The 26,478-nt window shown below is 41.8% G+C and carries 21 protein-coding genes, 1 tRNA gene and 1 rRNA gene; 20 read left to right on the top strand and 3 right to left on the bottom strand.

Annotation, left to right across the window (positions count from 1 at the left end; all coding sequences use genetic code 11):
* The first annotated feature begins 39 nt into the window (after nucleotides 1–39).
* The 4 genes from ilvC (at nucleotide 40) to SM123_RS08780 (ending at nucleotide 3,717) form a co-directional block, all read left to right on the top strand.
* Nucleotides 40–1,062, top strand: a complete 1,023-nt coding sequence (gene ilvC / locus SM123_RS08795; protein WP_003010246.1) for a ketol-acid reductoisomerase — start codon at nucleotides 40–42, stop codon at nucleotides 1,060–1,062.
* 76 nt (nucleotides 1,063–1,138) lie between these two features.
* Nucleotides 1,139–2,389, top strand: coding sequence for a threonine ammonia-lyase IlvA (gene ilvA, locus SM123_RS08790; protein ID WP_049488677.1), 1,251 nt, complete (start codon nucleotides 1,139–1,141; stop codon nucleotides 2,387–2,389).
* A gap of 110 nt (nucleotides 2,390–2,499) precedes the next feature.
* Nucleotides 2,500–3,393: an SPFH domain-containing protein gene (locus SM123_RS08785; protein WP_003004210.1), complete on the top strand. Its 894-nt coding sequence runs from the start codon at nucleotides 2,500–2,502 to the stop codon at nucleotides 3,391–3,393.
* 108 nt (nucleotides 3,394–3,501) lie between these two features.
* Nucleotides 3,502–3,717: a capsule biosynthesis transcriptional regulator gene (locus SM123_RS08780; protein ID WP_003004771.1), complete on the top strand. Its 216-nt coding sequence runs from the start codon at nucleotides 3,502–3,504 to the stop codon at nucleotides 3,715–3,717.
* 119 nt (nucleotides 3,718–3,836) lie between these two features.
* On the opposite strand, the gene SM123_RS08775 is transcribed toward SM123_RS08780, so the two are convergent.
* Complete coding sequence (locus SM123_RS08775; RefSeq protein ID WP_003010256.1) at nucleotides 3,837–4,577, bottom strand: amino acid ABC transporter ATP-binding protein; 741 nt, start codon at nucleotides 4,575–4,577, stop codon at nucleotides 3,837–3,839.
* A complete protein-coding gene (locus SM123_RS08770) occupies nucleotides 4,577–6,139 on the bottom strand; it encodes an ABC transporter substrate-binding protein/permease (protein WP_320909445.1) in 1,563 nt (520 codons plus the stop codon). Before SM123_RS08770 ends, SM123_RS08775 begins: the two co-directional genes overlap by 1 nt.
* 117 nt (nucleotides 6,140–6,256) lie before the next feature.
* On the opposite strand from SM123_RS08770, the gene SM123_RS08765 reads away from it, so the two are divergent.
* The 9 genes from SM123_RS08765 to sufB all read left to right on the top strand — a co-directional run bounded on the left by SM123_RS08765 (nucleotide 6,257) and on the right by sufB (nucleotide 16,472).
* Nucleotides 6,257–8,164: a DUF2207 domain-containing protein gene (locus SM123_RS08765; protein ID WP_320909444.1), complete on the top strand. Its 1,908-nt coding sequence runs from the start codon at nucleotides 6,257–6,259 to the stop codon at nucleotides 8,162–8,164.
* Between the two features lie 108 nt (nucleotides 8,165–8,272).
* Nucleotides 8,273–9,109 carry an undecaprenyl-diphosphate phosphatase gene (locus SM123_RS08760; RefSeq protein ID WP_003010265.1) on the top strand — a complete coding sequence of 279 codons (837 nt, stop codon included), beginning with the start codon at nucleotides 8,273–8,275 and terminating at the stop codon, nucleotides 9,107–9,109.
* 135 nt (nucleotides 9,110–9,244) lie between these two features.
* On the top strand, nucleotides 9,245–9,982 hold the full coding sequence (gene mecA, locus SM123_RS08755) for an adaptor protein MecA (RefSeq protein ID WP_003004768.1): 738 nt from the start codon (nucleotides 9,245–9,247) through the stop codon (nucleotides 9,980–9,982).
* Nucleotides 9,979–11,136, top strand: a complete 1,158-nt coding sequence (locus tag SM123_RS08750) for a glycosyltransferase family 4 protein (RefSeq protein WP_320909443.1) — start codon at nucleotides 9,979–9,981, stop codon at nucleotides 11,134–11,136. The genes mecA and SM123_RS08750 overlap by 4 nt, the downstream gene beginning before the upstream one ends.
* Nucleotides 11,137–11,270: 134 nt before the next feature.
* Nucleotides 11,271–12,041, top strand: coding sequence for a Fe-S cluster assembly ATPase SufC (gene sufC, locus SM123_RS08745; RefSeq protein ID WP_003004238.1), 771 nt, complete (start codon nucleotides 11,271–11,273; stop codon nucleotides 12,039–12,041).
* A 66-nt stretch (nucleotides 12,042–12,107) separates the two neighbouring features.
* The gene (gene sufD, locus SM123_RS08740) at nucleotides 12,108–13,370 is read left to right on the top strand and encodes a Fe-S cluster assembly protein SufD (protein ID WP_070590541.1); all 1,263 of its coding nucleotides are present in this window, start codon (nucleotides 12,108–12,110) and stop codon (nucleotides 13,368–13,370) included.
* Nucleotides 13,371–13,379: 9 nt separating this feature from the next.
* Complete coding sequence (locus tag SM123_RS08735) at nucleotides 13,380–14,606, top strand: cysteine desulfurase (protein WP_023919307.1); 1,227 nt, start codon at nucleotides 13,380–13,382, stop codon at nucleotides 14,604–14,606.
* The gene (gene sufU, locus SM123_RS08730) at nucleotides 14,593–15,027 is read left to right on the top strand and encodes a Fe-S cluster assembly sulfur transfer protein SufU (protein ID WP_320909442.1); all 435 of its coding nucleotides are present in this window, start codon (nucleotides 14,593–14,595) and stop codon (nucleotides 15,025–15,027) included. Before SM123_RS08735 ends, sufU begins: the two co-directional genes overlap by 14 nt.
* Nucleotides 15,028–15,059: 32 nt before the next feature.
* The gene (gene sufB / locus SM123_RS08725) at nucleotides 15,060–16,472 is read left to right on the top strand and encodes a Fe-S cluster assembly protein SufB (RefSeq protein WP_003010279.1); all 1,413 of its coding nucleotides are present in this window, start codon (nucleotides 15,060–15,062) and stop codon (nucleotides 16,470–16,472) included.
* Between the two features lie 58 nt (nucleotides 16,473–16,530).
* On the opposite strand, the gene SM123_RS08720 is transcribed toward sufB, so the two are convergent.
* On the bottom strand, nucleotides 16,531–17,772 hold the full coding sequence (locus SM123_RS08720) for a serine hydrolase (protein ID WP_049475085.1): 1,242 nt from the start codon (nucleotides 17,770–17,772) through the stop codon (nucleotides 16,531–16,533).
* Nucleotides 17,773–17,977: 205 nt separating this feature from the next.
* Between SM123_RS08720 and SM123_RS08715 the strand changes: the two genes are divergently transcribed.
* From SM123_RS08715 to SM123_RS08685, 7 genes are all read left to right on the top strand, one after another.
* Entirely contained in the window at nucleotides 17,978–19,963 is a 1,986-nt protein-coding gene (locus tag SM123_RS08715) for a peptide ABC transporter substrate-binding protein (protein ID WP_070465015.1), read from the top strand.
* 73 nt (nucleotides 19,964–20,036) lie between these two features.
* Nucleotides 20,037–21,536, top strand: a complete 1,500-nt coding sequence (locus SM123_RS08710; protein ID WP_021154493.1) for an ABC transporter permease — start codon at nucleotides 20,037–20,039, stop codon at nucleotides 21,534–21,536.
* On the top strand, nucleotides 21,536–22,462 hold the full coding sequence (gene oppC / locus SM123_RS08705; RefSeq protein WP_049488657.1) for an oligopeptide ABC transporter permease OppC: 927 nt from the start codon (nucleotides 21,536–21,538) through the stop codon (nucleotides 22,460–22,462). Before SM123_RS08710 ends, oppC begins: the two co-directional genes overlap by 1 nt.
* A gap of 11 nt (nucleotides 22,463–22,473) precedes the next feature.
* Nucleotides 22,474–23,541, top strand: coding sequence for an ABC transporter ATP-binding protein (locus SM123_RS08700; protein WP_070665174.1), 1,068 nt, complete (start codon nucleotides 22,474–22,476; stop codon nucleotides 23,539–23,541).
* Between the two features lie 10 nt (nucleotides 23,542–23,551).
* Complete coding sequence (locus tag SM123_RS08695) at nucleotides 23,552–24,478, top strand: ATP-binding cassette domain-containing protein (protein WP_003010296.1); 927 nt, start codon at nucleotides 23,552–23,554, stop codon at nucleotides 24,476–24,478.
* A gap of 250 nt (nucleotides 24,479–24,728) precedes the next feature.
* Nucleotides 24,729–26,276: ribosomal RNA gene (locus tag SM123_RS08690) — 16S ribosomal RNA — on the top strand.
* Between the two features lie 53 nt (nucleotides 26,277–26,329).
* Nucleotides 26,330–26,402: transfer RNA gene (locus SM123_RS08685), tRNA-Ala, on the top strand.
* Nucleotides 26,403–26,478: the final 76 nt, after the last annotated feature.

Here is a 26,478-nt window from a genome sequence, read left to right as displayed (position 1 = left end):
TAAAAAGGCAAATAATAAAATAGAAAAGAGATTTTACTTATGGCAGTTCAAATGGAATACGAAAAAGACGTTAAAGTTGCAGCATTAAACGGTAAGAAAATTGCTGTGATCGGTTATGGTTCACAAGGACATGCGCATGCACAAAACTTGCGTGACTCAGGTCATGATGTCATCATCGGTGTACGTCCAGGTAAATCATTCGATAAAGCAAAAGAAGATGGTTTTGATACCTATACAGTAGCAGAAGCGACTAAATTGGCAGACGTGATCATGATTTTGGCTCCGGATGAAATCCAACAAGAATTGTACGAAACAGAAATTGCGCCAAATCTTGAAGCGGGTAATGCTGTTGGTTTTGCACACGGATTCAATATCCACTTTGAATTCATCAAAGTTCCAGCGGATGTCGATGTCTTTATGTGTGCACCGAAAGGACCAGGTCACTTGGTTCGTCGTACTTATACTGAAGGATTTGGTGTACCAGCACTTTACGCAGTCTATCAAGATGCTACAGGTAATGCGAAAGATATCGCTATGGACTGGTGTAAAGGTGTTGGTGCGGCACGCGTTGGTCTTCTTGAAACAACCTACAAAGAAGAAACGGAAGAAGATTTGTTCGGAGAACAAGCTGTACTTTGTGGTGGTTTGACTGCCCTTATCGAAGCTGGTTTTGAAGTATTGACTGAAGCCGGTTATGCTCCAGAATTGGCATACTTTGAAGTTCTTCACGAAATGAAATTGATTGTGGACTTGATCTACGAAGGTGGCTTCAAGAAAATGCGTCAATCAATCTCTAACACTGCTGAATACGGTGACTATGTATCAGGCCCACGTGTAATCACTGAACAAGTGAAAGAAAATATGAAAGCTGTTCTTGCTGATATTCAAAATGGTAACTTCGCTAACGACTTTGTTAACGACTACAAAGCTGGACGTCCAAAATTAACTGCTTACCGTGAACAAGCTGCTAACCTTGAAATTGAAAAAGTTGGTGCTGAATTGCGTAAAGCGATGCCGTTCGTTGGTCAAAACGACGATGACGCCTTCAAAATCTACAACTAATTGTCTGTAGAAGACTAAGCAAGTTGGGACACCCTGGCTTGCTTTTTTGATCAATACACAGCAACAGAGGTATGAAATGATAACAGCAAAAGATGTGGCCAAGGCCCATAAAATATTAAGTGGAGTCGTTGTCAATACGCCCCTTGAATACGACCACTATTTATCTGAAAAATATGGGGCAAAGATTTATTTGAAAAAAGAAAACGCCCAACGTGTTCGTTCGTTCAAGATTCGTGGAGCGTATTTTGCAATTTCTCAACTCTCAAAAGAAGAGCGTGAGCGTGGGGTAGTGTGTGCATCTGCGGGAAACCACGCGCAAGGAGTTGCTTATACTTGTAATGAAATGAAGATTCCAGCGACCATCTTCATGCCGATTACAACACCGCAACAAAAGATCGGCCAAGTCCGATTCTTTGGTGGGGACTATGTAACGATTAAGTTGGTCGGGGATACCTTTGATGCATCAGCGAAGGCGGCCCAAGAATTTACTCTTGCAGAAAAACGGACCTTTATTGACCCTTTTGATGATCCACACGTACAGGCTGGCCAAGGAACAGTAGCCTATGAAATTCTTGAGGAAGCTCGAAAAGAATCGATTGCCTTTGATGCTGTCCTCGTTCCTGTTGGTGGAGGAGGCCTCATTTCAGGTGTTTCTACCTATATCAAAGAAACGGAGCCTCGGATTGAGGTTATTGGGGTAGAGGCCGAAGGAGCACGCTCCATGAAGGCTGCTTTTGAAGCAGGTGGTCCCGTCAAATTACCAGAAATCGATAAGTTTGCAGATGGGATTGCCGTGCAAAAGGTGGGCCAATTGACTTATGAAGTAACCCGCCAGCATGTGGAAACTCTTGTTGGAGTCGATGAAGGCTTGATTTCAGAGACCTTGATTGATCTTTATTCTAAACAAGGGATCGTAGCTGAACCAGCGGGAGCTGCAAGTGTGGCCTCCCTTGAAATCTTGCGCGAATACATCAAGGGGAAAACTATTTGTTGTATTATCTCAGGTGGGAATAATGATATCAACCGTATGCCTGAGATGGAAGAACGGGCTTTGATTTACGATGGAGTAAAACACTACTTTATCGTCAACTTCCCACAACGTCCGGGAGCTCTTCGCGAATTTGTAAATGATATCCTAGGACCAAATGATGATATCACGCGTTTTGAATACATCAAGCGTGCTAGTAAGGGAACAGGCCCTGTCTTGATTGGGGTTACTTTGGCCAATAAACATGACTATGCAGGCTTGGTTAACCGTATCGAGCGTTTTGATCCGTCTTTCATTAACTTGAACGGCAATGAAACTCTCTATAATATGCTGGTCTGAGTATCATGCAGAAATAATCGACTATTTAAGCAATATATTTTTATGGAATATATTGCTTTTTTATGAAGACTTGTGATATGATATGCGTAAATTAAAAGGAGGAACTTTTTATGCCTGGATTTATTATCTTTGTTTTATTCTTGCTCCTAGTTGCAGGAGTCATTGTGATCAGCTCACTATATGTGGTCAAGCAACAATCAGTTGCCATCATCGAGCGATTCGGACGTTATCAAAAAATTAGCGACAGTGGTATTCATATGAGAGCGCCTTTTGGCATCGATAAAATTGCAGCACGTGTTCAATTGCGCGTCTTGCAGAGTGAGATCGTGGTTGAAACAAAAACTCAGGATAACGTGTTCGTTACCATGAATGTGGCAACGCAATACCGAGTGAACGAAAGCAACGTAAAGGATGCCTACTACAAACTCATGCGTCCAGAATCACAGATTAAATCATACATTGAAGATGCTCTTCGTTCTTCTGTGCCTAAGTTGACCTTGGATGAATTATTTGAGAAAAAAGATGAAATCGCCCTTGAAGTTCAAAAACAAGTAGCAGAAGAAATGTCAACTTATGGATATATTATTGTTAAAACCTTGATCACCAAAGTTGAGCCAGATGCCGAAGTGAAACAATCCATGAACGAGATCAATGCGGCGCAAAGAAAACGCGTGGCAGCTCAGGAATTGGCAGAAGCAGACAAAATCAAGATCGTTACTGCTGCCGAAGCAGAGGCGGAAAAAGACCGTTTGCACGGGGTTGGTATTGCCGAGCAACGGAAGGCCATTGTCGATGGATTGGCAGACTCTATTAAAGAGTTAAAAGGTGCGAATGTAGACTTGACCGAAGAACAAATCATGTCTATTCTCTTAACCAACCAGTACTTAGATACCCTAAATAATTTTGCAGATAAAGAAGGGAATAATACGATTTTCCTACCGGCAAACCCTGATGGCGTTGAAAACATTCGTACACAAATATTATCAGCCCTGAAAGCAAAGTAAACTTTTTATCATTTTTTAAAAAAGGTTCGTATTTTCAGCGATTTTAGTTGACAAAATGTGCAAAAAAATTTATATTAGTATTGGAAATAATAATATAGGAGAAAGATCATGGCTAAATCGAACTTTGAGAAAGTAGAATCAGTTGTTGGATGGGTACGTGATAAGAAAATTACAGGGTATCGTATCAGCAAAGAAACAAATGCCCGTGAAATGTCTATCATTGCCTTGGCTCAAGGACGTGCAAAAGTAAAGAACATCTCGTTTGAAACTGCACTTGGATTGATTGATTTTTATGACAAAAATCATCAAAAATTCGAAGATTAATTTGTTGTTCCAATTGAAAACCAGAGAGTTTGCTCTCTGGTTTTTTTCGATGCCTCAAAAGCAGAAGCGATACAAAAAACAGCTTGCTTCCATACTGGTAAGCAAACTGTTTCAAGAGATTAATGTAAGAAGCGTTGAAGGAATTCCTTGGTCCGTTCTTCTTTTGGATTGCTAAAGATTTCTTTTGGATCTCCTTGCTCAGCGATGACACCCTTGTCCATGAAGATGACCCGGCTAGAGACATCGCGGGCAAATTCCATTTCGTGGGTTACGACAATCATGGTGAGTCCTTCTTTTGCCAGGTCCTGCATGATTTTCAAGACTTCCCCAACCATTTCTGGGTCTAGGGCAGAAGTTGGTTCATCGAAGAGAATGGCATCAGGATCCATTGAGAGGGCGCGTGCGATAGCGACCCGTTGCTTTTGACCACCTGAAAGTTGTTTCGGACGGGCAGCCCAATATTGAGATCCCATACCGACTTTTTCAAGGTTTTCTTTGGCAACTTTCTCTGCAGTCTCACGATCGCGCTTGAGGACGGTTGTTTGTGCAACGATCGTATTTTCCAAGACGTTTAAATTTTCGAAGAGATTAAAGCTTTGGAAAACCATTCCTAATTTCTCGCGGTAGTGGGTAAGATCATACTCAGGATCAAGAACATTTTGCCCACGATAGAGAATCTCTCCAGCTGTGGGAGTCTCTAGAAGATTGATGGAGCGAAGGAAGGTTGATTTTCCGCTACCAGAGCTCCCGATGATGGAAATCACCTCTCCTTTTTCAACGGTGAGCGAAATATCTTTCAAGACTTCATTTTGACCGTAAGATTTTTTTAAATGTTGGATTTCAAGAATTTTTTCTGCCATTATTTCACCTCACTGACTTGCATTTGATTGGCACCTGTAGTATAAGTATCAGAATCTAAGCGACGTTCGATGTAGCGAAGAATTCGTGTGATAGTAAAGGTGAGAACGAAGTAAATCACAGCGATGATCGTAAAGGTTGGGAAGTATTTGAAGTTCTGTGTTGCAACCGTATTTCCTGTGAAGTAAAGTTCAACTACAGAAATAACGTTCAAGACAGAGGTGTCTTTAATGTTAATGACGAATTCATTCCCCGTTGCTGGCAAGATATTGCGAATAACTTGTGGAAGTACAACCTTGCGCATGGTTTGTCCATGGGTCATTCCCAGTGCCGTAGCTGCTTCAAATTGCCCCTTATCCACAGCGTAGATCCCACCACGAACAATTTCACTCATGTAGGCACCTGTGTTGATAGATACGATGACGATGGCAGCGAGAGTCCGGTCGATTGAAATCCCAAAGGCTTGAGCTGTTCCGTAGTAAATAACCATAGATTGTACAATCATAGGTGTCCCACGGAAGATTTCAATATAGACGTTCAAGAACCAACCAAAGGCAGTTTGGAATCCAGCAAGGACTTTATTTTTTGCTTTTGGAGCTGTCCGGTAAACTCCAATCAATAACCCAATAATCAAACCGGCAACTGTCCCAGTCATAGAAATCAAGAGGGTCATTCCGGTTCCACGTAAGAACTGTGGACTACTTTCTTTTAAGATGTTTACAACTTGGTCAAAGAACGATTCTTTACTCTCAGTAGTATCTGTTGAAACAGGTTGTTTTGTCACCATGTCGTCCATTAGTTTGACCTGTTCTTTAGTGGAAATGTTTGCTAAAGCAGCATTGACTTTGTCAATCCGGCTATCACCTTTTTTCATACCGATAGCGATCGCGGCATCTTCTTCGCCAACTTTAAAACCATTTTTGAATTGAATCATTTTAAAATTTGAATTGGCAGATTCAGCTGTCAATGCTTCGGGACGTTCTGAAACATAGGCATCGATGACACCAGATTCTAAAGCTTGGCGCATTTGGGCAAAGTCGCCCATAGCAGTTACTTTTTTAGAACCTTTTAGTTGTGAAATAAGATTATATAGGTAGACACCTTGTTGAGAGGTGACCTTTGCATCTTTAAAGTCATCTAAGGTAGTAGCATTTGCATATTTTCCATCTTTGCGAACGAGCATAACTGGCTCACTGGTATAGTAGCTGTTAGAGAAAGCTATTTCTTTTTTTCGTTCTGCGGTAGGACTCATCCCTGCAATGATCATGTCAATTTTTCCAGATGATAAAGCTGGGATTAGTCCATTCCAAGATGTTTTGACAATTAGTGGTTTTTTTCCAAGTTTCTCTGCTACCTTTTTGGCGATTTGAACATCATATCCATTGGCATATTGATTCGTACCATCAATCTTAACAGCCCCATTTGAATCATCTTTTTGAGTCCAGTTGAAAGGAGCGTAGGCCGCTTCCATTCCGATTCGTAAATAGTCATCTGCATGAGCAACCTGTGTGATCCCCAGGCAAATGAAAAGCCCCGTTAAGAGCGCGAATAATGTTTTTTTCATTTTTTCTCCTCTTCCTTATTATAACTTCTCCTATTGTACAGTAAAATAGGCTGCATTTCAAACATGGTCCTCTTTTTATTTAAAAAATGCTATAATAATACAAAGGAGCGTGATCAAATGAAAAAGTATTTGTATGTTTTTTTCGCCTTTCTGGCCTGCCTTTTTGTCAGTCAGAATGTCCATGCATCTAGTCCATCTTATGATGTACTTTACTATGGTGGAACCTTGACCTTGGACACCTGGGACGACGCCACCTATGAGGAAGAACTGGTTTATTATTTCAAAGATTCTTATAGAGGGCAGTATGTTAGCCTAGGAACTGCGGGCAACATGCCACAAGGTTTTGCAATTGAGATACCGCCAAAGGTTGAGGTGGAAGGTCGTGATCTTCAAAGAGAACCCGAGATTACGAATCTAGGTGATGGCTACCGAGTGAAAATTTATAACAGTGGTGTAGCGACAGATACAGTCAAAATTAAAGTCACATGGAAATTAAAAAATCTTCTTTATTCACACAAGGATATCTTGCAGTTGAACTGGAAACCAATTACGGATGGCGATCAGAAGGTGGACGAAGTTCAATTTCGTGTCATTCCTAAGTTTGCACCAGCCAATGCCCAATCGGAACTGTATATCCATACAGCCTTTATGGGACCGGATGTGACTGTAAAGAAAGAAGATGGAATCTATTCTGCCACTTTCTATAACCTAGGCAAAGGAAAAGCTGTGGAGTTGTATGGTTACTGGTTGAAGTCAGACCTAACTACTTTGTATGATTCTGGTCGAAATACAGGATTGACCAAATTGGATGAATTTCACAAGAACCAAGCTAAAATTGAACAGGAAAAATACTGGACACGCATGTTTTGGAACTGGATCTTGCCAGCCTTCATTATTGCACTCTGGCTTCTTTCTCTCTTGGGTCGCAATCGGTTCAAAAAAATGATTTGGCCTGGTGTGACCTATCCGACCGATACTCGTCTTTATGAAATTCCACAGGATATTGCACCTCTTGTCATGAGCTCGGTTGTTTATTCAGCTGAATTAGACGAGGCCTCCCCGACTAATAAAGAGAAGGCGACTCCGCCGGTGTTTACATTTGAAAAAATGCTTCAAGCTACTTTGCTGGATCTGATGGACCGTGGAGTGATTGTCTACGAGCAACAAGGAAATGAAGTCGTTTTGACGAGAAAGTCTCATGGACATGTGGATGATTTTGAACGCTCCTTTATGAATATGGCTTTTGGGGATCAAGTTTCCTGTCCTGTTAACCGTCTCTTTGAGAATTATAAATTTAGTGATGATGTATACAAACATGCCAAAAAAGCAGATCAAGATGCCATTCGTTCACTAGGAAGTTGGGCTCAGGGCCGCTTTGATACGGCTGTCAACCAAGTGGCCCGAGATGTTCATCGCAAGGTGGAAGATCTCCATTTGCCAAGCTACTATCGCCCTTTAGAAGCAAAAGAAGAAGCGCAAGCTAGACGAAGTCTCTTCTTTGGTTGGGCTGCTTGGTTTATCGCTCTTGGAGCAGAAATCTTTGCTATCTTTGGGATGGGGTGGTTCTCTGTTCCTTGTTTGATAGGGATCCTCATACTTTGGTTTATGCCAGTGCGCTTCAATGGTGTCTTTAAAGCCTGCCTACGAGATGGAGTTGTCAATCTTGCGGGTGCTGAGCAACGCTATTACTGGGATAGTTTTGGTCGGATGTTGAAAGAGATTGCCCACCTCAATGATGCAGAGTTGCAGTCTCTGGTCCTATGGAATCGCTTATTGGTCTATGCGGCCTTGTATGGTGTAGCTGATCAGGTCACAAAGGTCATGAAGCTTCGGAATATTCATTTAGAAAATCAAGCCTTAAACGCCTTCGTTTATACTCCGTTCTATCATGATGTGACCCACTCAAGTCATGCCATGTCTACTTATGGATCGACAGCATCGACGGCTAGTCATTTCACAGTTTCCTCTGGTAGTGGAGGAGGTTTCTCTGGCGGAGGAGGCGGAGGAGGCTTTGGTGCCTTCTAAGTAGCACTAAGAATGGTCTTGGTCGCTCTTTCCCTTCTAGTTTAGAAGGCCTGGTCCAGTCCATAGATTTATGATATAATAGAGCAAATGTAAGTTTAGGAGAAAAAGATGTTTCTGATCGAATTAATCAAGGCGGTTCTTTTTGGGATTGTCGAGGGGATTACAGAATGGTTGCCGATCTCAAGTACAGGTCACTTGATTCTGTTACAGGATTTTGTGCAGTTTAAAAATCAAGATCCAGCCTTTATGGAGATGTTCAATGTCGTGATCCAATTGGGTGCGATCCTAGCGGTTGTGGTGATTTATTTCGATAAATTGTATCCCTTCAAACCTGGTAAATCTCCAATCGAAGTACGGCGGACCTGGCAATTATGGGCAAAAGTTGCGGTTGCAACGCTCCCGCTTGTCTTTGTTTTTAAATTAGATGATTGGTTTGAGGCGCATTTTCACAATTCGATTTCCGTTGCGATTATGTTGATCACCTACGGGATTGCCTTTATCTATCTAGAAAGACGGGAACAAGTTGAGCCAGCAGTAACGGAATTGCATAAGCTACCTTATCGAACAGCTCTTTATATCGGACTCTTCCAAGTTTTATCGCTATTTCCAGGAACAAGCCGTTCAGGTGCTACGATTGTAGGCGGCTTGATCAATGGTGTTAGTCGTCCAGTGGTGACAGAATTTACCTTTTATTTAGGGATCCCAGCCATGTTTGGCGCTAGCCTCTTAAAGGTTGGAAAATTCGCTCTTGGCGGACATTCACTAGCACTGGGGCAACTCTTTATTCTACTGGTAGCGATGGGAGTGGCCTTTGTGGTCAGCATGTACGCTATCCGCTTCTTGACAGATTATGTGAAAAATCATGATTTCACCGTCTTTGGGAAATACCGGATTGTTCTTGGTTCCATCTTGCTATTGTATGGACTCTTCCGTGTTATTTTCTAAGAGAACGGTTGAACTTGATCAAATTATTTTTCGAGGTTGGAGACTTTTGTCCCGACCTCTTTTCTATGCATCCTTTTTTTGAATTCTATCCAATTTTTTAGTATAATAGTAAGACTAGAAGTATGAGGTTATGCTATGAAGATGAAGCAAATTAGTGATTCAACTATTAAGATCACGATCCAACTAGAAGACTTAGAAGAACGTGGGATGGAAATTGCTGATTTCCTTGTCCCGCAAGAAAAAACAGAAGAATTTTTCTATGCCATTTTGGATGAACTCGAAATGCCAGAAAGCTTCCTGGATAGCGGGATGCTGAGTTTTCGCGTGACACCAAAACCAGATAAATTGGATGTTTTTGTTACCAAATCAAAAATTGATCAACAATTGGATTTTGAGGATTTGTCAGATCTTCCTGATATGGAAGAATTGTCGCGCATGACGCCAGATGAATTTATCAAAACCTTGGAAAAAACGATCTCTGATAAGACAAAAGGGGATGCAGAAGCTATTCACCATTTGGAACAAGAAGAGTTACGGGACAATCAAGAACAAGATCCTACATCTGAAGCACCAGTAAGTCAGTATATTTATTACATTTTGCGTTTTTCAAATATCCAGCAAGCAGTTGCCTTTTCAAAAACGGTCAGCTTTCCAGTGGATACCTCTGAATTATACAAAATGGGATCCGATTATTATTTAACTGTCTTGATCGATACAGAGGATCAACCAAATCAATATCCAACCTGGTTACTTGCCATCATTCGGGAGTATGCGGATGATTCAGAAGTGACACGGGCCGTTCTGCAGGAACATGGTCATTTATTAATGGTGTCTGGTGCGATTGAGAATTTGAAGAAAGTTGCTAGCTTATGATGTCCTTTTCCTTGCAATTTGTTCTGGTGCTGATTGGAACTTTTATGATTGCTTTGGTATTGACGCCCTTGGTTCGCTTGTTCTCCTTTAAGATTGATGCCGTAGATTATCCGAATGCGCGTCGGATCAATACCAAGCCCATGCCAAGCGCGGGTGGACTGTCTATCGTGATTGCTTTTTCAATTGCGACTCTTGTGTTTATTCCTATGCTGACATCCACTACCGCACCAATCAAAAATTACCTATCTTATACCTTGCCGGTCGTGGGCGCAGGATGGATTATCGCTCTCACAGGCTTGATCGATGATGTAAAAGAATTGTCTGCCAAGAAAAAGATGATCGGCATCCTGCTGGCAGCGAGTCTGGTCTGGTTTTTGACAGATTTTCGTCTGAATGATTTTAAGATTCCATTCGGTGGGCCCTTACTTCATTTTGAACCATGGCTATCGTATCTTTTGACAGTGATTTGGATTGTTGCCATTACCAATGCGGTCAATCTGATTGATGGATTAGATGGATTGGTGAGTGGGGTCTCTATTATTTCCCTAGTGACAATGGGGATTGTGTCCTATTTCTTTCTTCCAGTACCCAATCTCTTTCTGACCATGACGATCTTTGTCTTGGTTGCGTCCATCGCTGGTTTCTTTCCCTTTAACTACCATCCAGCCATTCTCTATCTAGGAGACACCGGTGCCTTGTTTATCGGATTCATGATTTCTGTCTTGTCCTTGCAAGGTTTGAAAAATGCGACAGCTGTTGCGGTAGTCACCCCAATGATTATCCTCGGAGTACCGATTACAGATACCTTTTTAGCCATTATCCGTCGGACCCTGTCTGGTCAAAAATTTTATAAACCGGATCGCAATCACTTGCACCACCGACTTCTTTCTCTGGGCTTGACACATCGGGGAACTGTATTGGTGATCTATGGAATTTCGATGATCTTCTCCTTGATTTCTCTCTTGCTCAACATCTCGAGTCGCATTGGGGGCGTCCTACTTGTGATCGGGCTCTTGTTTGGAGTAGAGTTGTTAGCAGAATTGATTGGGATTCTGGGGCCACATCATAGTCCTTTGTTAAATGTTCTGCGCTATATAGGGAATTCTTCCTATCGGGAGGAAGTTCGTCAAAAACGAAAAGAAAAAACTAAATAAGAATAGTTCTAATCAAAAGAAAAGCCATTTAGGCTTTTTTTTGATATACTTGAAAGGTAAAAAAATACTTTGTGATGAAGGAATCGATGCTTTGAGAACCTTCTAGACTTCAAAGTAAAAAGAAAGGGAATGCAATGTCGACATTAGAAATTAAAGACCTTCACGTTGAAATTGAAGGCAAAGAAATTTTAAAAGGTGTAAACCTGACCCTAAAAACTGGTGAGATAGCAGCCATCATGGGACCAAACGGAACAGGGAAATCTACTCTGTCAGCTGCCATTATGGGAAACCCAAATTATGAAGTAACCAAAGGGGAGATTCTCTTTGATGGTGTCAACATCTTGGAATTGGAAGTAGACGAACGTGCACGGATGGGCTTGTTCCTTGCCATGCAATACCCTTCAGAAATCCCAGGGATTACCAATGCAGAATTTTTACGTGCAGCCATGAATGCTGGTAAAGAAGAGGACGAGAAGATCTCTATTCGTGATTTCATCAAAAAATTGGATGAAAAGATGGAATTGCTCAACATGAAAGAAGAAATGGCAGAACGCTATTTGAACGAAGGATTCTCTGGTGGTGAGAAAAAACGCAATGAAATCCTTCAATTGTTGATGTTGGAACCAACATTTGCCCTGTTGGACGAAATTGACTCTGGTTTGGATATCGATGCTCTTAAGGTCGTATCTAAAGGGGTTAATGCAATGCGAGGTGAAGGTTTTGGAGCGATGATCATCACCCACTACCAACGTTTGTTGAACTATATTACTCCTGACGTCGTTCATGTGATGATGGAAGGCCGTGTCGTGCTTTCAGGTGGGCCAGAATTGGCTGCACGCTTGGAACGTGAAGGCTATGCCCAACTCGCAGAAGAACTCGGTTACGACTATAAAGAAGAACTATAACCTGATGACAAGTGATCTAATGTTGTCATAAAATCAAACAGATAGTATCTTTATTAGGAGAAAAAAATGAGTATTGAAAATATTACCCTCTTTTCGGAACTGCATGCTGAGCCAAGCTGGCTGCAAGATTTACGAAAAAAAGCTTTTGACAAGATCGATCAGTTGGAATTGCCAGCCATTGAACGCGTCAAATTTCACCGCTGGAATCTTGGAGATGGGACGATCACAGAAAGCGAGGCTTCTGCTAATGTTCCCGATTTTACAGCCCTCGATTCAAACTTAAAATTGGTCCAAGTTGGAACCCAAACTGTATTTGAACAGGTGCCACAGGCCTTGGCAGACCAAGGAGTCCTTTTCACAGATTTCCATACTGCTCTAGAAGAAATTCCGCAGGTGGTGGAAGACTACTTTATGTCTTCAGTTAAATACGACGATGATAAACTAGCAGCTTACCACACAGCTTATTTTAATAGTGGGGCTGTTCTCTATATTCCAGATAACGTCGAAATTTCAGAACCAATCGAAGGCATTTTCTACCAGGATAGCGACAGTGATGTACCTTTCAATAAACACATTTTGATTATTGCAGGCAAAAACAGCAAGTTCAGCTATTTGGAACGCTTGGAATCAAAAGGTGATGGCTCAGCAACAGCAACTGCGAATGTGACGGTTGAGGTGATTGCCCGCTCAGGTGCCCAAGTGAAATTTGCGGCGATTGACCGCCTGGGTGAAAATGTCACAGCCTACATCAGTCGACGTGGGAAACTAGGACAGGATGCCAGCATTGATTGGGCTATCGGTGTTATGAATGAAGGAAATGTGGTTGCGGACTTTGATAGTGACTTGGTTGGAAACGGAAGTCATGCAGATTTGAAAGTCGTTGCCTTATCAAGCGGTCGTCAGGTGCAAGGAATTGACACCCGCGTGACCAACTTTGGTTGCAACTCGATCGGAAATATCTTGCAACACGGGGTTATTCTTGAAAAAGGAACCTTGACCTTCAACGGAATTGGTCATATTATCAAGGGGGCTAAAGGAGCTGATGCTCAGCAAGAAAGCCGTGTTTTGATGTTATCGGACCAAGCGCGTTCAGATGCCAACCCAATCCTCTTGATTGATGAAAATGACGTTACAGCAGGCCATGCTGCATCGATCGGTCAAGTGGACCCAGAAGATATGTATTACCTCATGAGTCGTGGTCTGGATCAACACACAGCGGAACGCTTAGTGGTGCGTGGTTTCTTGGGATCTGTTATTGTTGAAATCCCAGTTAAAGAAGTACGTGATGAAATGATTGCTACCATCGAAGAAAAGTTATCTCAACGCTAAGGAGAAACAATGCTAGATAAAAATACGATTGCTCAAGATTTTCCCATTCTCGATCAACTAGTCCACGATGAGCCTTTGGTTTATCTAGATAATGCAGCGACGACGCAAAAACCTAAACGTGTTCTTGAAGCAGTCAATCACTATTATTTGCAAGATAACGCCAATGTCCATCGTGGAGTCCATACCTTGGCTGAACGAGCGACAGCTGCTTATGAGGCGGCGCGTGAGAAAGTCAGAAAATTTATCAACGCTTCATCAACCAAGGAAGTGCTCTTTACAAGAGGAACAACGACCGGACTCAACTGGGTAGCCCGCTATGCAGAAGAAGTCCTAAAGGAAGGGGATGAAGTCCTGATTTCCATCATGGAACATCACTCCAACATCATTCCTTGGCAGCAAGCCTGCAAGAAAACAGGAGCAAAACTGGTCTATGTCTATCTAAAAGATGGCTTACTGGATATGCAGGACTTAAAGAGCAAGCTTAGTGAGAAGACAAAATTTGTCTCTATCACCCATGCTTCAAATGTCTTAGGGGTGGTCAATCCGATCAAGGAAATTGCTCGATTAGCTCATGAAGTTGGAGCGATAATGGTCGTAGATGGGGCTCAATCAACCCCTCATATGGCCATTGATGTACAAGACTTAGATGCGGATTTCTTTGCTTTTTCTGGCCATAAGATGGCTGCACCAACAGGGATTGGTGTCCTCTATGGGAAGGAAGAAATATTAGAGCAAATGTCTCCGATCGAGTTTGGGGGCGAGATGATTGACTTTGTTTACGAGCAATCTGCCTCTTGGAAGGAATTACCTTGGAAATTTGAAGCTGGAACCCCTAATATGGCGGGTGCAATTGGACTTGGTGCAGCAATCGATTACTTAGAAGAGCTGGGGATGGAACAGGTAGAAGCGCATGAGCAAGAATTGATTGCCTATGTGTTTCCAAAATTACAGGCTATCGAAGGTTTGACCATCTATGGTTCCCAAGACTTAGCCCAACGTTCTGGCGTCATTTCCTTTAATCTAGGAGATCTCCATCCGCATGACTTGGCAACAGCATTAGATTATGAAGGGATTGCTGTTCGTGCAGGTCACCACTGTGCACAACCGCTCCTTCAATACCTACAAGTCCCAGCGACAACGAGAGCAAGTTTTTATATCTACAACACCAAAGCGGACTGTGATAAATTAATTGAGGCATTGATCAAAGCAAAGGAGTTTTTCAATGGCACTTTCTAAATTAGATTCGCTGTACATGGCGGTCGTAGCTGACCATTCAAAACACCCCCATCACCAAGGGCAGATTGAAGATGTTGATCAGATCCAACTCAACAATCCAACTTGTGGAGATGTGATCCAGTTAAGTGTGAAATTTGATGAGAATGACAGGGTGGAAGATATTGCCTTTGTGAATTCAGGCTGTACGATCTCAACAGCTTCAGCTAGCATGATGACAGATGCTGTAATGGGAAAAACAATAGAGGAAGTCGAAGAATTGGCGCAGGTCTTTTCAGAAATGGTCCAAGGGAAGTCAGATCCTCGCCAAGAGGAATTAGGAGACGCAGCCTTTTTATCTGGAGTCTCAAAATTTCCACAACGGATTAAATGTGCGACCCTCTCCTGGAATGCTCTTAAAAAAGCGATCGAACGTAGCAAATAATTAAAAGAAGAAACAGAGAAAGAAAGGAAATTATGGCTGAAGAAAGAGTCGAACCGAAACCAATTGATCTCGGTGAATATAAATTTGGATTTCACGATGACGTTCAACCCATTCTCTCTACCGGGAAGGGATTGAATGAAGCGGTTATTCGTGAATTGTCTGCAGCAAAAAATGAACCAGAATGGATGCTCGAATTCCGTTTGAAATCTTTTGAAACCTTCAAAAAGATGCCCATGCAAACCTGGGGAGCCGATCTATCAGAAATTGACTTTGATGATTTGATCTATTATCAAAAACCTTCGGATAAACCTGCCCGTTCATGGGACGAAGTCCCAGAGAAAATCAAGGAAACCTTTGAGCGTATCGGGATTCCTGAAGCGGAACGTGCTTACTTAGCGGGGGCTTCTGCTCAGTATGAATCAGAAGTGGTTTACCACAATATGAAAGAAGAGTTTGAAAAGTTGGGGATTATCTTTACCGATACGGATTCTGCCCTAAAAGAATATCCAGACCTTTTCAAACAGTATTTTGCGAAGTTAGTACCACCAACGGACAACAAATTGGCTGCCCTTAACTCAGCAGTCTGGTCTGGTGGAACCTTCATTTATGTACCAAAAGGTGTAAAAGTAGACGTCCCACTTCAAACTTACTTCCGTATCAACAATGAAAATACAGGTCAGTTTGAGCGCACTTTGATTATTGTGGATGAGGGAGCAAGTGTCCACTATGTAGAAGGCTGTACAGCGCCGACCTACTCAAGCAATAGCCTCCATGCAGCGATTGTTGAGATCTTTGCCTTGGATGGTGCTTATATGCGCTACACGACTATCCAAAACTGGTCTGACAATGTCTATAACTTGGTCACCAAGCGGGCCAAAGCCCAAAAAGATGCTACAGTTGAGTGGATCGATGGAAACCTAGGTGCGAAGACAACCATGAAGTACCCATCTGTTTATCTAGATGGAGAAGGAGCGCGCGGGACCATGTTGTCCATTGCCTTTGCGAATGCAGGTCAACACCAAGATACAGGTGCCAAGATGATCCACAATGCCCCTCACACTAGCTCGTCTATCGTATCTAAATCCATCGCGAAAGGTGGCGGAAAGGTAGACTACCGTGGACAAGTTACCTTTAACAAAAATTCCAAGAAATCAGTTTCTCACATCGAGTGTGACACCATTATCATGGATGATTTATCTGCATCAGATACGATTCCATTTAATGAAATCCACAACTCACAAGTTGCTTTGGAGCACGAAGCCAAGGTTTCAAAAATCTCAGAAGAACAACTGTATTATTTGATGAGTCGTGGTTTGTCTGAATCAGAAGCGACAGAAATGATTGTCATGGGATTTGTAGAGCCCTTTACAAAAGAACTTCCAATGGAATACGCCGTTGAGTTAAACCGACTCATTAGCTACGAAATGGAAGGATCTGTAGGATAATTCGTTTTAATAGCAAAATAAAATCACAATGGATTTGACTCCATTGTGATTTTTTTGCTTATAGCTTTTCGTTGACATAACGAACAAATTCATTCCACCAAACCTTTAAGAAAAAGCTTTTCTCAATGGTTCTTCCCGATACCATATCGACCGTTGGCTCTTGATCTTCTAAGTAGCCACGTCCGATTTTATCTGGATCAGTGTAGTGTAATTTTCCAAGATTTGTGCCTGATTTGACAGGTGCTCGGAATGATTCTTGGTCACTCTTGAATTGAATTTTTGGTTCTGCTTGACTACCTTGTTTTTCAACGATATAGAAGTCTTTTTTTGCAACAGCTAAAACAGTCTCGGATTTCCCATCCATGACAGTTGCCTTACTTTTTCCGTAGGGATCTCCTTCTTTAACGACAATGGAAGAAACAAAGGTCCGTACCACGTAGTTCATCAGAGAAGAAGTAGCCACAAAGCGTGCATAGGGATCACCGTCAACTGCCTCAACTCCTAGGACAACCGTGATCATATGGATGCCATTTTGCGTCGTCGATGCAGCAAAGGTGATGCCACCTTTGGTAGAGTTGCTGACCCGAAGGCCGTCGACTCCCGAACGGTAATTCGGCATGCCTTCTAGCATCAGATTGGGGTTTTCAATCTGCGTGTTTGAAAAAAGAGCAGTGGGCTTTGAAGTATATTTGGTCACTTCAGGAAAATCCTGGAGTAAGTGCTTGGCAATAACAGCAATATCATAAGCACTCAATTGATTTTCGTCTTCTTTCCCTCCAGGATCTCCACTGATGGTTTGAGTATTTAATCCGGTAGCATTGATTAAATGAGGAGATTGAATGCCCCATTCAGCAAGTTTTTGCTTCATTTTTTCAACGAAGCTTTTCTCAGAGCCACCCACTTTCTCAGCTAAGGCCAAGGCAGCAGTGCTAGAATTTCCAACTAAAAGAGCAGTCAATAACTGTTCAACTGTATATTGGTTCGCTTCCATAGGAAGAGTACCAGCACCTTCGATATCATTTAAGGCTAGAGCTTTCTCAGACAGTTTGATAGGATCTTTTAGAGAAAGTTTTTTTTCATGAATGGCTTCGAAAATCAGATAAGTGGTCAAGAGTGTAGATAGTCCCCCCACATCTCGCTTTTTCTCTGAATCCTTTTCATATAAGATTTTACCTGTATCAGCTTCAACAGCAATAGCACTTTGAGCAGGAAGATCTAGATCGTCTGCTAGAACGACATGATAAGGTAAACTGCATAACAGCAGGATGAAGGTTAAAAAAGAAAGAAAGAATTTTTTCACAGTTGTTTCCTCGTTGCTTAGTCCACTCTATTGTATCATACAAATGATTAATGGAAAATCGTAAAATCATCAATTAGGCTAAAAAGTCAATCATAGCAAGGTTTTTGGATGGTGTTGAAGCAAATATTCAGAAAATTTAGTTTACTTTTTTTTCTACTTGTGATATAATCTTAAACAAATCTAAAAAAACTATTGGAGAATTCCTATGAAAAAAGGTAAAGTATTCGCAGTTGCCGGAGTAACACTCCTTGCAGCTGGATTGTTAGCTGCATGTTCTAGTTCAAATACTAGCAAAGCAAGCTCAGGCGAAGACAAAAACTATGGTTATGTCTACACTTCAGATCCAACAACTTTGGACTATACAATTTCTTCTAAAGCTGCTACCCATGACATCACTACAAATGTGGTAGACGGTTTGTTAGAAAATGATAAATACGGTAACCTTGTACCTTCACTTGCGGAAGACTGGTCTGTTTCTAAAGATGGTTTGACTTATACCTACAAGATTCGTAAAGGTGTCAAATGGTATGATGCGGATGGTGAAGAACACGGCGAAGTGACTGCCAAAGACTTCGTGACTGGTTTGAAACACGCTGCTGATAAAAAATCAGAAGAACTTCCACTAGTTCAAGGCTCAATCAAAGGCTTGGATGATTATGTGCAAGGAAAAACTACAGACTTCAGCCAAGTTGGTGTCAAAGCGGTTGATGATTACACACTTCAATACACATTGAACAAACCTGAAACTTTCTGGAACTCTAAAACGACTAACGGAATTTTGTTCCCAATAAGCACAGAGTTCTTGAAGAGTAAGGGAGATGATTTTGGTCAACCAAACGATGTGAAGTCAATCCTTGCAAACGGACCTTTCCTTCTTAAATCAATCACTTCAAAATCATCTGTTGTATTTGAAAAGAATGACAACTACTGGGATAAGAAAAACGTTCACCTGAAAGAAGTAAAATATACTTATTACGATGGATCAGACCAAGATTCATTGGCACGTGGATTCTCTGATGGTGCTTATACAAAAGCTCGCCTTTTCCCTGCAAGTTCAAACTTTGCAACTGTAGAGAAAAAATATAAAGACGATATCTTTACTACACCAGCAGGATCAGGTGTAGCAGTTCTTGGCTTTAACCTTGATCGTCAATCTTACAAACACACTGCTAAGAAATCCGATGCTGAAAAATCTTCTACTAAGAAAGCAATTTTGAACAAAGATTTCCGTCAGGCCGTCACTTTTGCCTTGAACCGTGAAAGCTACTCAGCACAAGTCAATGGTAAAGAATTTGCTAAACCAGCTATCCGTAATACATATGTTGCACCTGCATTCGTACAAGTAGATGGAAAAGACTTCGGAAATGTAGTTGCAGATAAGTTGACTACTTATGGAGACCAATGGAAGGGTATCAACCTTGCAGATGGTCAAGATGGTCTTTACAACAAAGATAAAGCGAAAGCACAACTTGAAAAAGCCAAAGCTGAACTTCAAAAAGATGGTGTTCAATTCCCAATTCATATTGATGTACCGGTAGCACAAAATTCTACAAACTTTGTTTCACGGATGCAATCTCTGAAACAAACTGTGGAAGATACTCTTGGTAAAGACAATGTCGTTCTTGATCTTCAAATGATGGACTCAGACGAAGTGTTGAATATTACTTTGAATGTGCCATCAGCTGCAGACGCAGACTGGGATCTTCAAGGAATGGTAGGATGGAACCCAGACTATGATGATCCATCAACTTACCTTGATACTCTTCAACCAGCTTCTGAGGACCAAACAAAAGTTTACCTTGGTTTTGCAGGTGGTGTAGATAACCCATCAGCAAAAGCTGTAGGTTTGGATGAGTTTGCAAAACTTCTTGACGATGCAAACAACGAAACACAAGATGTTGTGAAACGTTATGAAAAATACGCAGCAGCTCAAGCTTGGTTGACAGATAGTGCGATTGTTATTCCAACGATGTCAAGTACAGGTGCTGCAACAGTTGTTTCTAAGGTAGTTCCATTCTCTGAACCATCATCACAAACAGGTAACAAAGGTTCAACATACTTGAAATACGTTGAAGTTCAAGATGAGCCGGTTACTAAGAAACAATACGATGAAGCCCTTAAGAAATGGCAAAAAGAAAAAGCTGAGTCAAACAAAAAAGCTCAACAAGATCTTGAAAAACACGTTAAATAATTAAATTATTGATTTTCATTAGAACTTTCTCTTCTAGGGGAGAAAGTTCTTTTGGACATTAAAGGAATGAAATATGAAAAAATATGTTTTTATGCGTATTTTGCGTTCGTTAGTGTCGATCTTTCTCGTCACGACATTAACCTACATGATTATCTATACGCTAACACCGAGAAATCTCATCTTTAAAAATGACCCTAACTACAATAAAGTAGCGAAGACAAAGGATTCGAAGATCAACTACGAAAATACAGTCTACGATCGCATGGGTTATTTGGAATACATGGATTCAAAGAGCTTGCAACAAAAAGCAAGTAAAGAAGATTCTTCTGTAACAGTTGATGCGACGACTGCTAATGAAAAGATCTATAAGGAATACATTAACAAATTAGGTCATGGTTGGCAGTTGAAACGTTTCCCGGAAAGTAAGTCTTTCTATGCGGTGCGTGAAATTCCGGTTTTTGAACGTGTCATCAGCTTCTATGCGAATTTGATTCAGTTTGATCATCCAGGTTGGGTGAAAGATGCCTCAAATCCAAACCTCAAACGCTATATCCGTATTGAAAATGATCCATCTATTGGTTGGTCAGTAGTAGGTTCTGGTACGAAACACAAATACCTCTTGTACTTTAATGGTCAATTCCCATATGTACACCAAAACTTTGTAACCTTAAACCTTGGAAATTCATATCCAACTTATTCAAATACCCCTGTTCTTCAAGTTATTACCCAAGGACAAGGAACGACTAAGAAGAGTGAAGTGAACTTCCCAACAGGTAAAAAGACATCTTCAATCGATATCTACTCACGTACCTACAAATCACCAAGTAAGGCAGACTCACAAGACATCAGTCGATTTGGTAAAGGGGACGCTTATACAGCAACGTTGAGCAACTATGAGAATCCATCAATGATTGCATCTTCTTCAATCATTGGTTTAATTGGTATTGCGATTGCTTACTTGATTGCGATCCCATTAGGATCTTACATGGCTCTTTTCAAGAACTCATGGTTTGATAGCATCTCAACAGCAACCTTGACATTTATGATGTCTCTTCCAACTATTGCCCTTGTTTACATTGTGCGTCTAGCAGGTTCATTTGTTGGACTTCCAGACTCATTCCCAGTACTTGGAGCACAGGACTGGCGTTCATATGTATTGCCGTCTCTGATTCTTGGTTTGTTGAGTGCGCCATTTATCGCAGTTTGGATTCGTCGTTACATGATAGATATCCATTCGCAAGATTTCGTCCGTTTTGCTCGTTCAAAAGGATTGTCAGAACGTGAGATCTCAAGAAAACACATCTTCAAAAATGCGATGGTTCCATTGGTATCTGGTATTCCAGGTTCTATCATTGGAGTTATCTCAGGTGCGACGTTGACTGAAACAGTCTTCGCTTTCCCAGGTATGGGTAAAATGTTGATTGACTCTATTAAAGCATCAAACAACACCATGGTCATCGGACTTGTCTTCATCTTCACATCACTTGGTATCTTTGCTGCCATGTTAGGTGATATCTTGATGACAGTGCTTGATCCACGGATTAAATTAACGAATACGAAAGGAGGCAAATAATGGCTACAATCGATAAAAATAAATTTCAGTTTGTAAAACGCGATGACTTTGCCTCTGAAGTAATCGATGCTCCAGCGTATTCATACTGGAAATCTGTATTTAGACAGTTCTTGAAGAAAAGAACCACGATCATTATGCTTGCTATTTTGATTGGGATTCTCTTGATGAGTTTTGTCTATCCTATGTTTTCAAATTTTGATTACAACGACGTAAGTAAGGTAAATGACTTTTCAGCACGTTTGAATCCACCAAGTGCCAAAGCTTTCTTTGGTACAGATAATAACGGTAAATCCCTCTTTGATGGAGTTTGGTTTGGTGCTCGGAATTCAATTATCATTTCCTTCATCGCAACTGTTATTAACGTGGTAGTCGGAGTTATCGTTGGTGGAATTTGGGGGATCTCAAAATCTATCGACCGTATCATGATGGAAGTTTATAACGTTATTTCAAACATTCCATTTATGTTGATCGTTATCGTCTTGACTTACTCAATGGGATCTGGTTTCTGGAACTTGATTCTTGCCATGTCCTTAACAGGATGGATCGGAATTGCTTATACCATTCGTGTCCAAATCATGCGTTACCGTGATTTGGAGTACAACCTTGCCAGCCGAACATTAGGAACACCAACAATGAAAATTGTTACGAAAAATATTTTACCTCAATTGGTATCTGTTATCGTGACACAAACATCACAGTTGCTTCCAAGCTTTATTTCTTACGAAGCCTTCCTTTCCTTCTTCGGACTTGGTCTTCCAATCACAGTTCCAAGTTTGGGACGGTTGATTTCTGACTATTCTCAAAACGTAACTACAAATGCCTACCTATTCTGGATTCCGCTTACTGTTTTGATTTTAGTATCCTTGTCATTCTTTATCGTCGGACAAAACTTGGCCGATGCCAGCGACCCACGTACACATAGATAGGAGGAGTAGATATGACATCAAATAACAATATTATTTTATCTGCTCAAGATATCGTAGTGGAATTTGACGTGCGCGATCGCGTACTGACAGCGATTCGTGGCGTATCGCTTGAGCTAGTAGAAGGTGAAGTTCTTGCCTTGGTTGGTGAGTCAGGTTCAGGGAAATCAGTTTTGACAAAAACATTCACCGGAATGTTAGAAGATAACGGCCGTATTGCCCAAGGTTCGATTAAATACCGTGGTCAAGAATTGACAGATTTGAAATCGAATAAAGATTGGGAAAATATTCGTGGGTCTAAGATCGCTACAATTTTCCAAGACCCAATGACAAGTTTGGACCCAATCAACACAATTGGTTCACAAATTACAGAAGTCATTATCAAACACCAAGGGAAAACAGCTAAAGAAGCTAAAGAAATGGCATTGGACTATATGGAGAAAGTTGGAATTCCAGATGCGGAACGTCGTTTTGATGAGTATCCATTTCAATATTCAGGTGGGATGCGTCAACGGATCGTTATTGCCATCGCCTTAGCCTGCCGTCCAGATATCTTGATCTGTGATGAACCAACAACAGCCCTTGACGTAACCATTCAAGCGCAAATCATTGATTTGTTGAAATCCCTTCAAAAAGAATACCAATTTACAGTTATCTTTATCACCCACGACTTAGGTGTGGTTGCAAGTATTGCAGATAAAGTAGCCGTTATGTATGCTGGAGAAATTGTTGAGTTTGGTAAAGTAGAAGAAATTTTCTACGATCCAAAACATCCATACACATGGAGCTTGCTTTCAAGCTTGCCTCAATTGTCAACCTCAGATGGTGATCTTTACTCTATTCCAGGAACTCCGCCATCATTGTATGCTCCAATTAAAGGAGATGCCTTCGCACTTCGTTCAGACTATGCAATGCAGATTGATTTTGAAGAAGAGGCACCTGCTTTCAAAGTGACCGATACTCACTGGGCTAAGACATGGTTGCTCCATCCAGATGCACCAACAGTTCATAAACCAGAAGTAATCGAAAACCTTCACGAAAAGATTGGCTCAAAAATGGGCTTCACTCAAATTACAGAATAGGAGGAAGGAAATGACTGAAAAATTAGTTGAAATTAAAGATTTAGAAATTTCCTTCGGTGAAGGAAGTAAAAAATTCGTTGCTGTAAAGAACGCCAACTTTTTCATTAATAAGGGAGAAACGTTCTCTCTTGTTGGTGAATCAGGAAGTGGTAAGACAACAATTGGGCGTGCGATCATCGGTTTGAATGATACAAGTGCTGGAGAAATTATTTATGACGGTCGCAAGATCAACGGAAAAAACTCTCATAGTGAAAAATCAGAGTTGATCCGTAAAATTCAAATGATCTTCCAAGACCCAGCAGCAAGTTTGAATGAACGTGCAACAGTTGATTATATTATCTCTGAAGGTTTGATCAACCACCATTTGTTTAACAGCGAAGAAGAACGTCAGGAAAAAGTAAAAAATATTATGCATGAAGTTGGGCTTCTAGCAGAACATTTGACACGTTATCCTCACGAATTCTCAGGTGGGCAACGTCAACGGATCGGTATTGCCCGTGCACTTGTCATGGAACCAGAATTTGTCATTGCGGATGAACCAATCTCAGCTCTTGACGTTTCAGTACGTGCACAGGTCTTGAACCTTTTGAAAAAATTCCAAAGAGAATTAGGCTTGACCTACCTCTTTATCGCCCATGACTTGTCAGTTGTACGCTTCATTTCCGACCGTATTGCAGTTATCTATAAAGGGGTTATTGTAGAAGTAGCAGAAACTGAAGAGCTATTTAACCACCCAATCCATCCATACACACAATCCCTACTTTCAGCTGTCCCAATTCCAGATCCAATTCTAGAACGTAAAAAAGTTCTAAAAATCTACGATCCAGAACAACATGATTATTCTGAAGATAAACCACAAATGGTTGAAATTAAACCAGGTCATTATGTATGGGCTAACAAAGCTGAAGAAAACAAATACAGACAAGAATATAAATAGAGAGGATTCCCTCTCTATTTTCTTTATTTCAAAAAAACATTCAAAAAAATAAATTTTTTTAAGAAAAAGTGTTGACAGTAAGGGTAGGTCATGATATACTAATATAGTTGTCGCGCGAGAGCGACAAAGACCTTTGAAAACTGAACAAGACGAACCAATGTGCAGGGCGCTATAACTAAGGTTATAGTAACTGAACAATAAAAAACAATAAATCTGTCAGTGACAGAATGAGTTTAAGACAAACAATTATTTTAATGAGAGTTTGATCCTGGCTCAGGATGAACGCTGGCGGCGTGCCTAATACATGCAAGTAGAACGCTGAAGCTTGGTGCTTGCACCGAGCGGATGAGTTGCGAACGGGTGAGTAACGCGTAGGTAACCTGCCTCTTAGCGGGGGATAACTATTGGAAACGATAGCTAATACCGCATAAAAGTCGATATCGCATGATATTGATTTGAAAGGTGCAATTGCATCACTAAGAGATGGACCTGCGTTGTATTAGCTAGTTGGTGAGGTAACGGCTCACCAAGGCGACGATACATAGCCGACCTGAGAGGGTGATCGGCCACACTGGGACTGAGACACGGCCCAGACTCCTACGGGAGGCAGCAGTAGGGAATCTTCGGCAATGGGGGCAACCCTGACCGAGCAACGCCGCGTGAGTGAAGAAGGTTTTCGGATCGTAAAGCTCTGTTGTAAGAGAAGAACGAGTGTGAGAGTGGAAAGTTCACACTGTGACGGTAACTTACCAGAAAGGGACGGCTAACTACGTGCCAGCAGCCGCGGTAATACGTAGGTCCCGAGCGTTATCCGGATTTATTGGGCGTAAAGCGAGCGCAGGCGGTTAGATAAGTCTGAAGTTAAAGGCTGTGGCTTAACCATAGTACGCTTTGGAAACTGTTTAACTTGAGTGCAGAAGGGGAGAGTGGAATTCCATGTGTAGCGGTGAAATGCGTAGATATATGGAGGAACACCGGTGGCGAAAGCGGCTCTCTGGTCTGTAACTGACGCTGAGGCTCGAAAGCGTGGGGAGCAAACAGGATTAGATACCCTGGTAGTCCACGCCGTAAACGATGAGTGCTAGGTGTTGGGTCCTTTCCGGGACTCAGTGCCGCAGCTAACGCATTAAGCACTCCGCCTGGGGAGTACGACCGCAAGGTTGAAACTCAAAGGAATTGACGGGGGCCCGCACAAGCGGTGGAGCATGTGGTTTAATTCGAAGCAACGCGAAGAACCTTACCAGGTCTTGACATCCCTCTGACCGCTCTAGAGATAGAGTTTTCCTTCGGGACAGAGGTGACAGGTGGTGCATGGTTGTCGTCAGCTCGTGTCGTGAGATGTTGGGTTAAGTCCCGCAACGAGCGCAACCCCTATTGTTAGTTGCCATCATTCAGTTGGGCACTCTAGCGAGACTGCCGGTAATAAACCGGAGGAAGGTGGGGATGACGTCAAATCATCATGCCCCTTATGACCTGGGCTACACACGTGCTACAATGGCTGGTACAACGAGTCGCGAGTCGGTGACGGCAAGCTAATCTCTTAAAGCCAGTCTCAGTTCGGATTGTAGGCTGCAACTCGCCTACATGAAGTCGGAATCGCTAGTAATCGCGGATCAGCACGCCGCGGTGAATACGTTCCCGGGCCTTGTACACACCGCCCGTCACACCACGAGAGTTTGTAACACCCGAAGTCGGTGAGGTAACCTTTTGGAGCCAGCCGCCTAAGGTGGGATAGATGATTGGGGTGAAGTCGTAACAAGGTAGCCGTATCGGAAGGTGCGGCTGGATCACCTCCTTTCTAAGGAAATGGAAACCTGTACGTTGGTCTTGTTTAGTTTTGAGAGGTCTTGTGGGGCCTTAGCTCAGCTGGGAGAGCGCCTGCTTTGCACGCAGGAGGTCAGCGGTTCGATCCCGCTAGGCTCCATTAACACTGTAAGGGTGTTAAGATTGAACATTGAAAATTGAATATCTATATCAAATAGTAACAAGAAAATAAACCG

The sequence above is a fragment of the Streptococcus sp. S5 genome (genome assembly GCF_034134805.1).
In the GTDB taxonomy this organism is placed as follows: domain Bacteria; phylum Bacillota; class Bacilli; order Lactobacillales; family Streptococcaceae; genus Streptococcus; species Streptococcus lingualis.
This window is presented reverse-complemented; position numbering and strand designations above follow the sequence as displayed.

Coding starts and splice junctions, on each gene's coding strand:
- SM123_RS08785 (WP_003004210.1), top strand. CDS start 2,500: ATGCCTGGATTTATTATCTTTGTTTTATTCTTGCTCCTAGTTGCAGGA.
- SM123_RS08715 (WP_070465015.1), top strand. CDS start 17,978: ATGAAAAAAGGTAAAGTATTCGCAGTTGCCGGAGTAACACTCCTTGCA.
- oppC (WP_049488657.1), top strand. CDS start 21,536: ATGGCTACAATCGATAAAAATAAATTTCAGTTTGTAAAACGCGATGAC.
- SM123_RS08750 (WP_320909443.1), top strand. CDS start 9,979: ATGATGTCCTTTTCCTTGCAATTTGTTCTGGTGCTGATTGGAACTTTT.
- SM123_RS08700 (WP_070665174.1), top strand. CDS start 22,474: ATGACATCAAATAACAATATTATTTTATCTGCTCAAGATATCGTAGTG.
- SM123_RS08695 (WP_003010296.1), top strand. CDS start 23,552: ATGACTGAAAAATTAGTTGAAATTAAAGATTTAGAAATTTCCTTCGGT.
- sufU (WP_320909442.1), top strand. CDS start 14,593: ATGGCACTTTCTAAATTAGATTCGCTGTACATGGCGGTCGTAGCTGAC.
- SM123_RS08765 (WP_320909444.1), top strand. CDS start 6,257: ATGAAAAAGTATTTGTATGTTTTTTTCGCCTTTCTGGCCTGCCTTTTT.
- sufB (WP_003010279.1), top strand. CDS start 15,060: ATGGCTGAAGAAAGAGTCGAACCGAAACCAATTGATCTCGGTGAATAT.
- ilvC (WP_003010246.1), top strand. CDS start 40: ATGGCAGTTCAAATGGAATACGAAAAAGACGTTAAAGTTGCAGCATTA.
- SM123_RS08735 (WP_023919307.1), top strand. CDS start 13,380: ATGCTAGATAAAAATACGATTGCTCAAGATTTTCCCATTCTCGATCAA.
- mecA (WP_003004768.1), top strand. CDS start 9,245: ATGAAGATGAAGCAAATTAGTGATTCAACTATTAAGATCACGATCCAA.
- sufC (WP_003004238.1), top strand. CDS start 11,271: ATGTCGACATTAGAAATTAAAGACCTTCACGTTGAAATTGAAGGCAAA.
- SM123_RS08775 (WP_003010256.1), bottom strand. CDS start 4,577: ATGGCAGAAAAAATTCTTGAAATCCAACATTTAAAAAAATCTTACGGT.
- SM123_RS08710 (WP_021154493.1), top strand. CDS start 20,037: ATGAAAAAATATGTTTTTATGCGTATTTTGCGTTCGTTAGTGTCGATC.
- ilvA (WP_049488677.1), top strand. CDS start 1,139: ATGATAACAGCAAAAGATGTGGCCAAGGCCCATAAAATATTAAGTGGA.
- SM123_RS08770 (WP_320909445.1), bottom strand. CDS start 6,139: ATGAAAAAAACATTATTCGCGCTCTTAACGGGGCTTTTCATTTGCCTG.
- SM123_RS08760 (WP_003010265.1), top strand. CDS start 8,273: ATGTTTCTGATCGAATTAATCAAGGCGGTTCTTTTTGGGATTGTCGAG.
- SM123_RS08780 (WP_003004771.1), top strand. CDS start 3,502: ATGGCTAAATCGAACTTTGAGAAAGTAGAATCAGTTGTTGGATGGGTA.
- sufD (WP_070590541.1), top strand. CDS start 12,108: ATGAGTATTGAAAATATTACCCTCTTTTCGGAACTGCATGCTGAGCCA.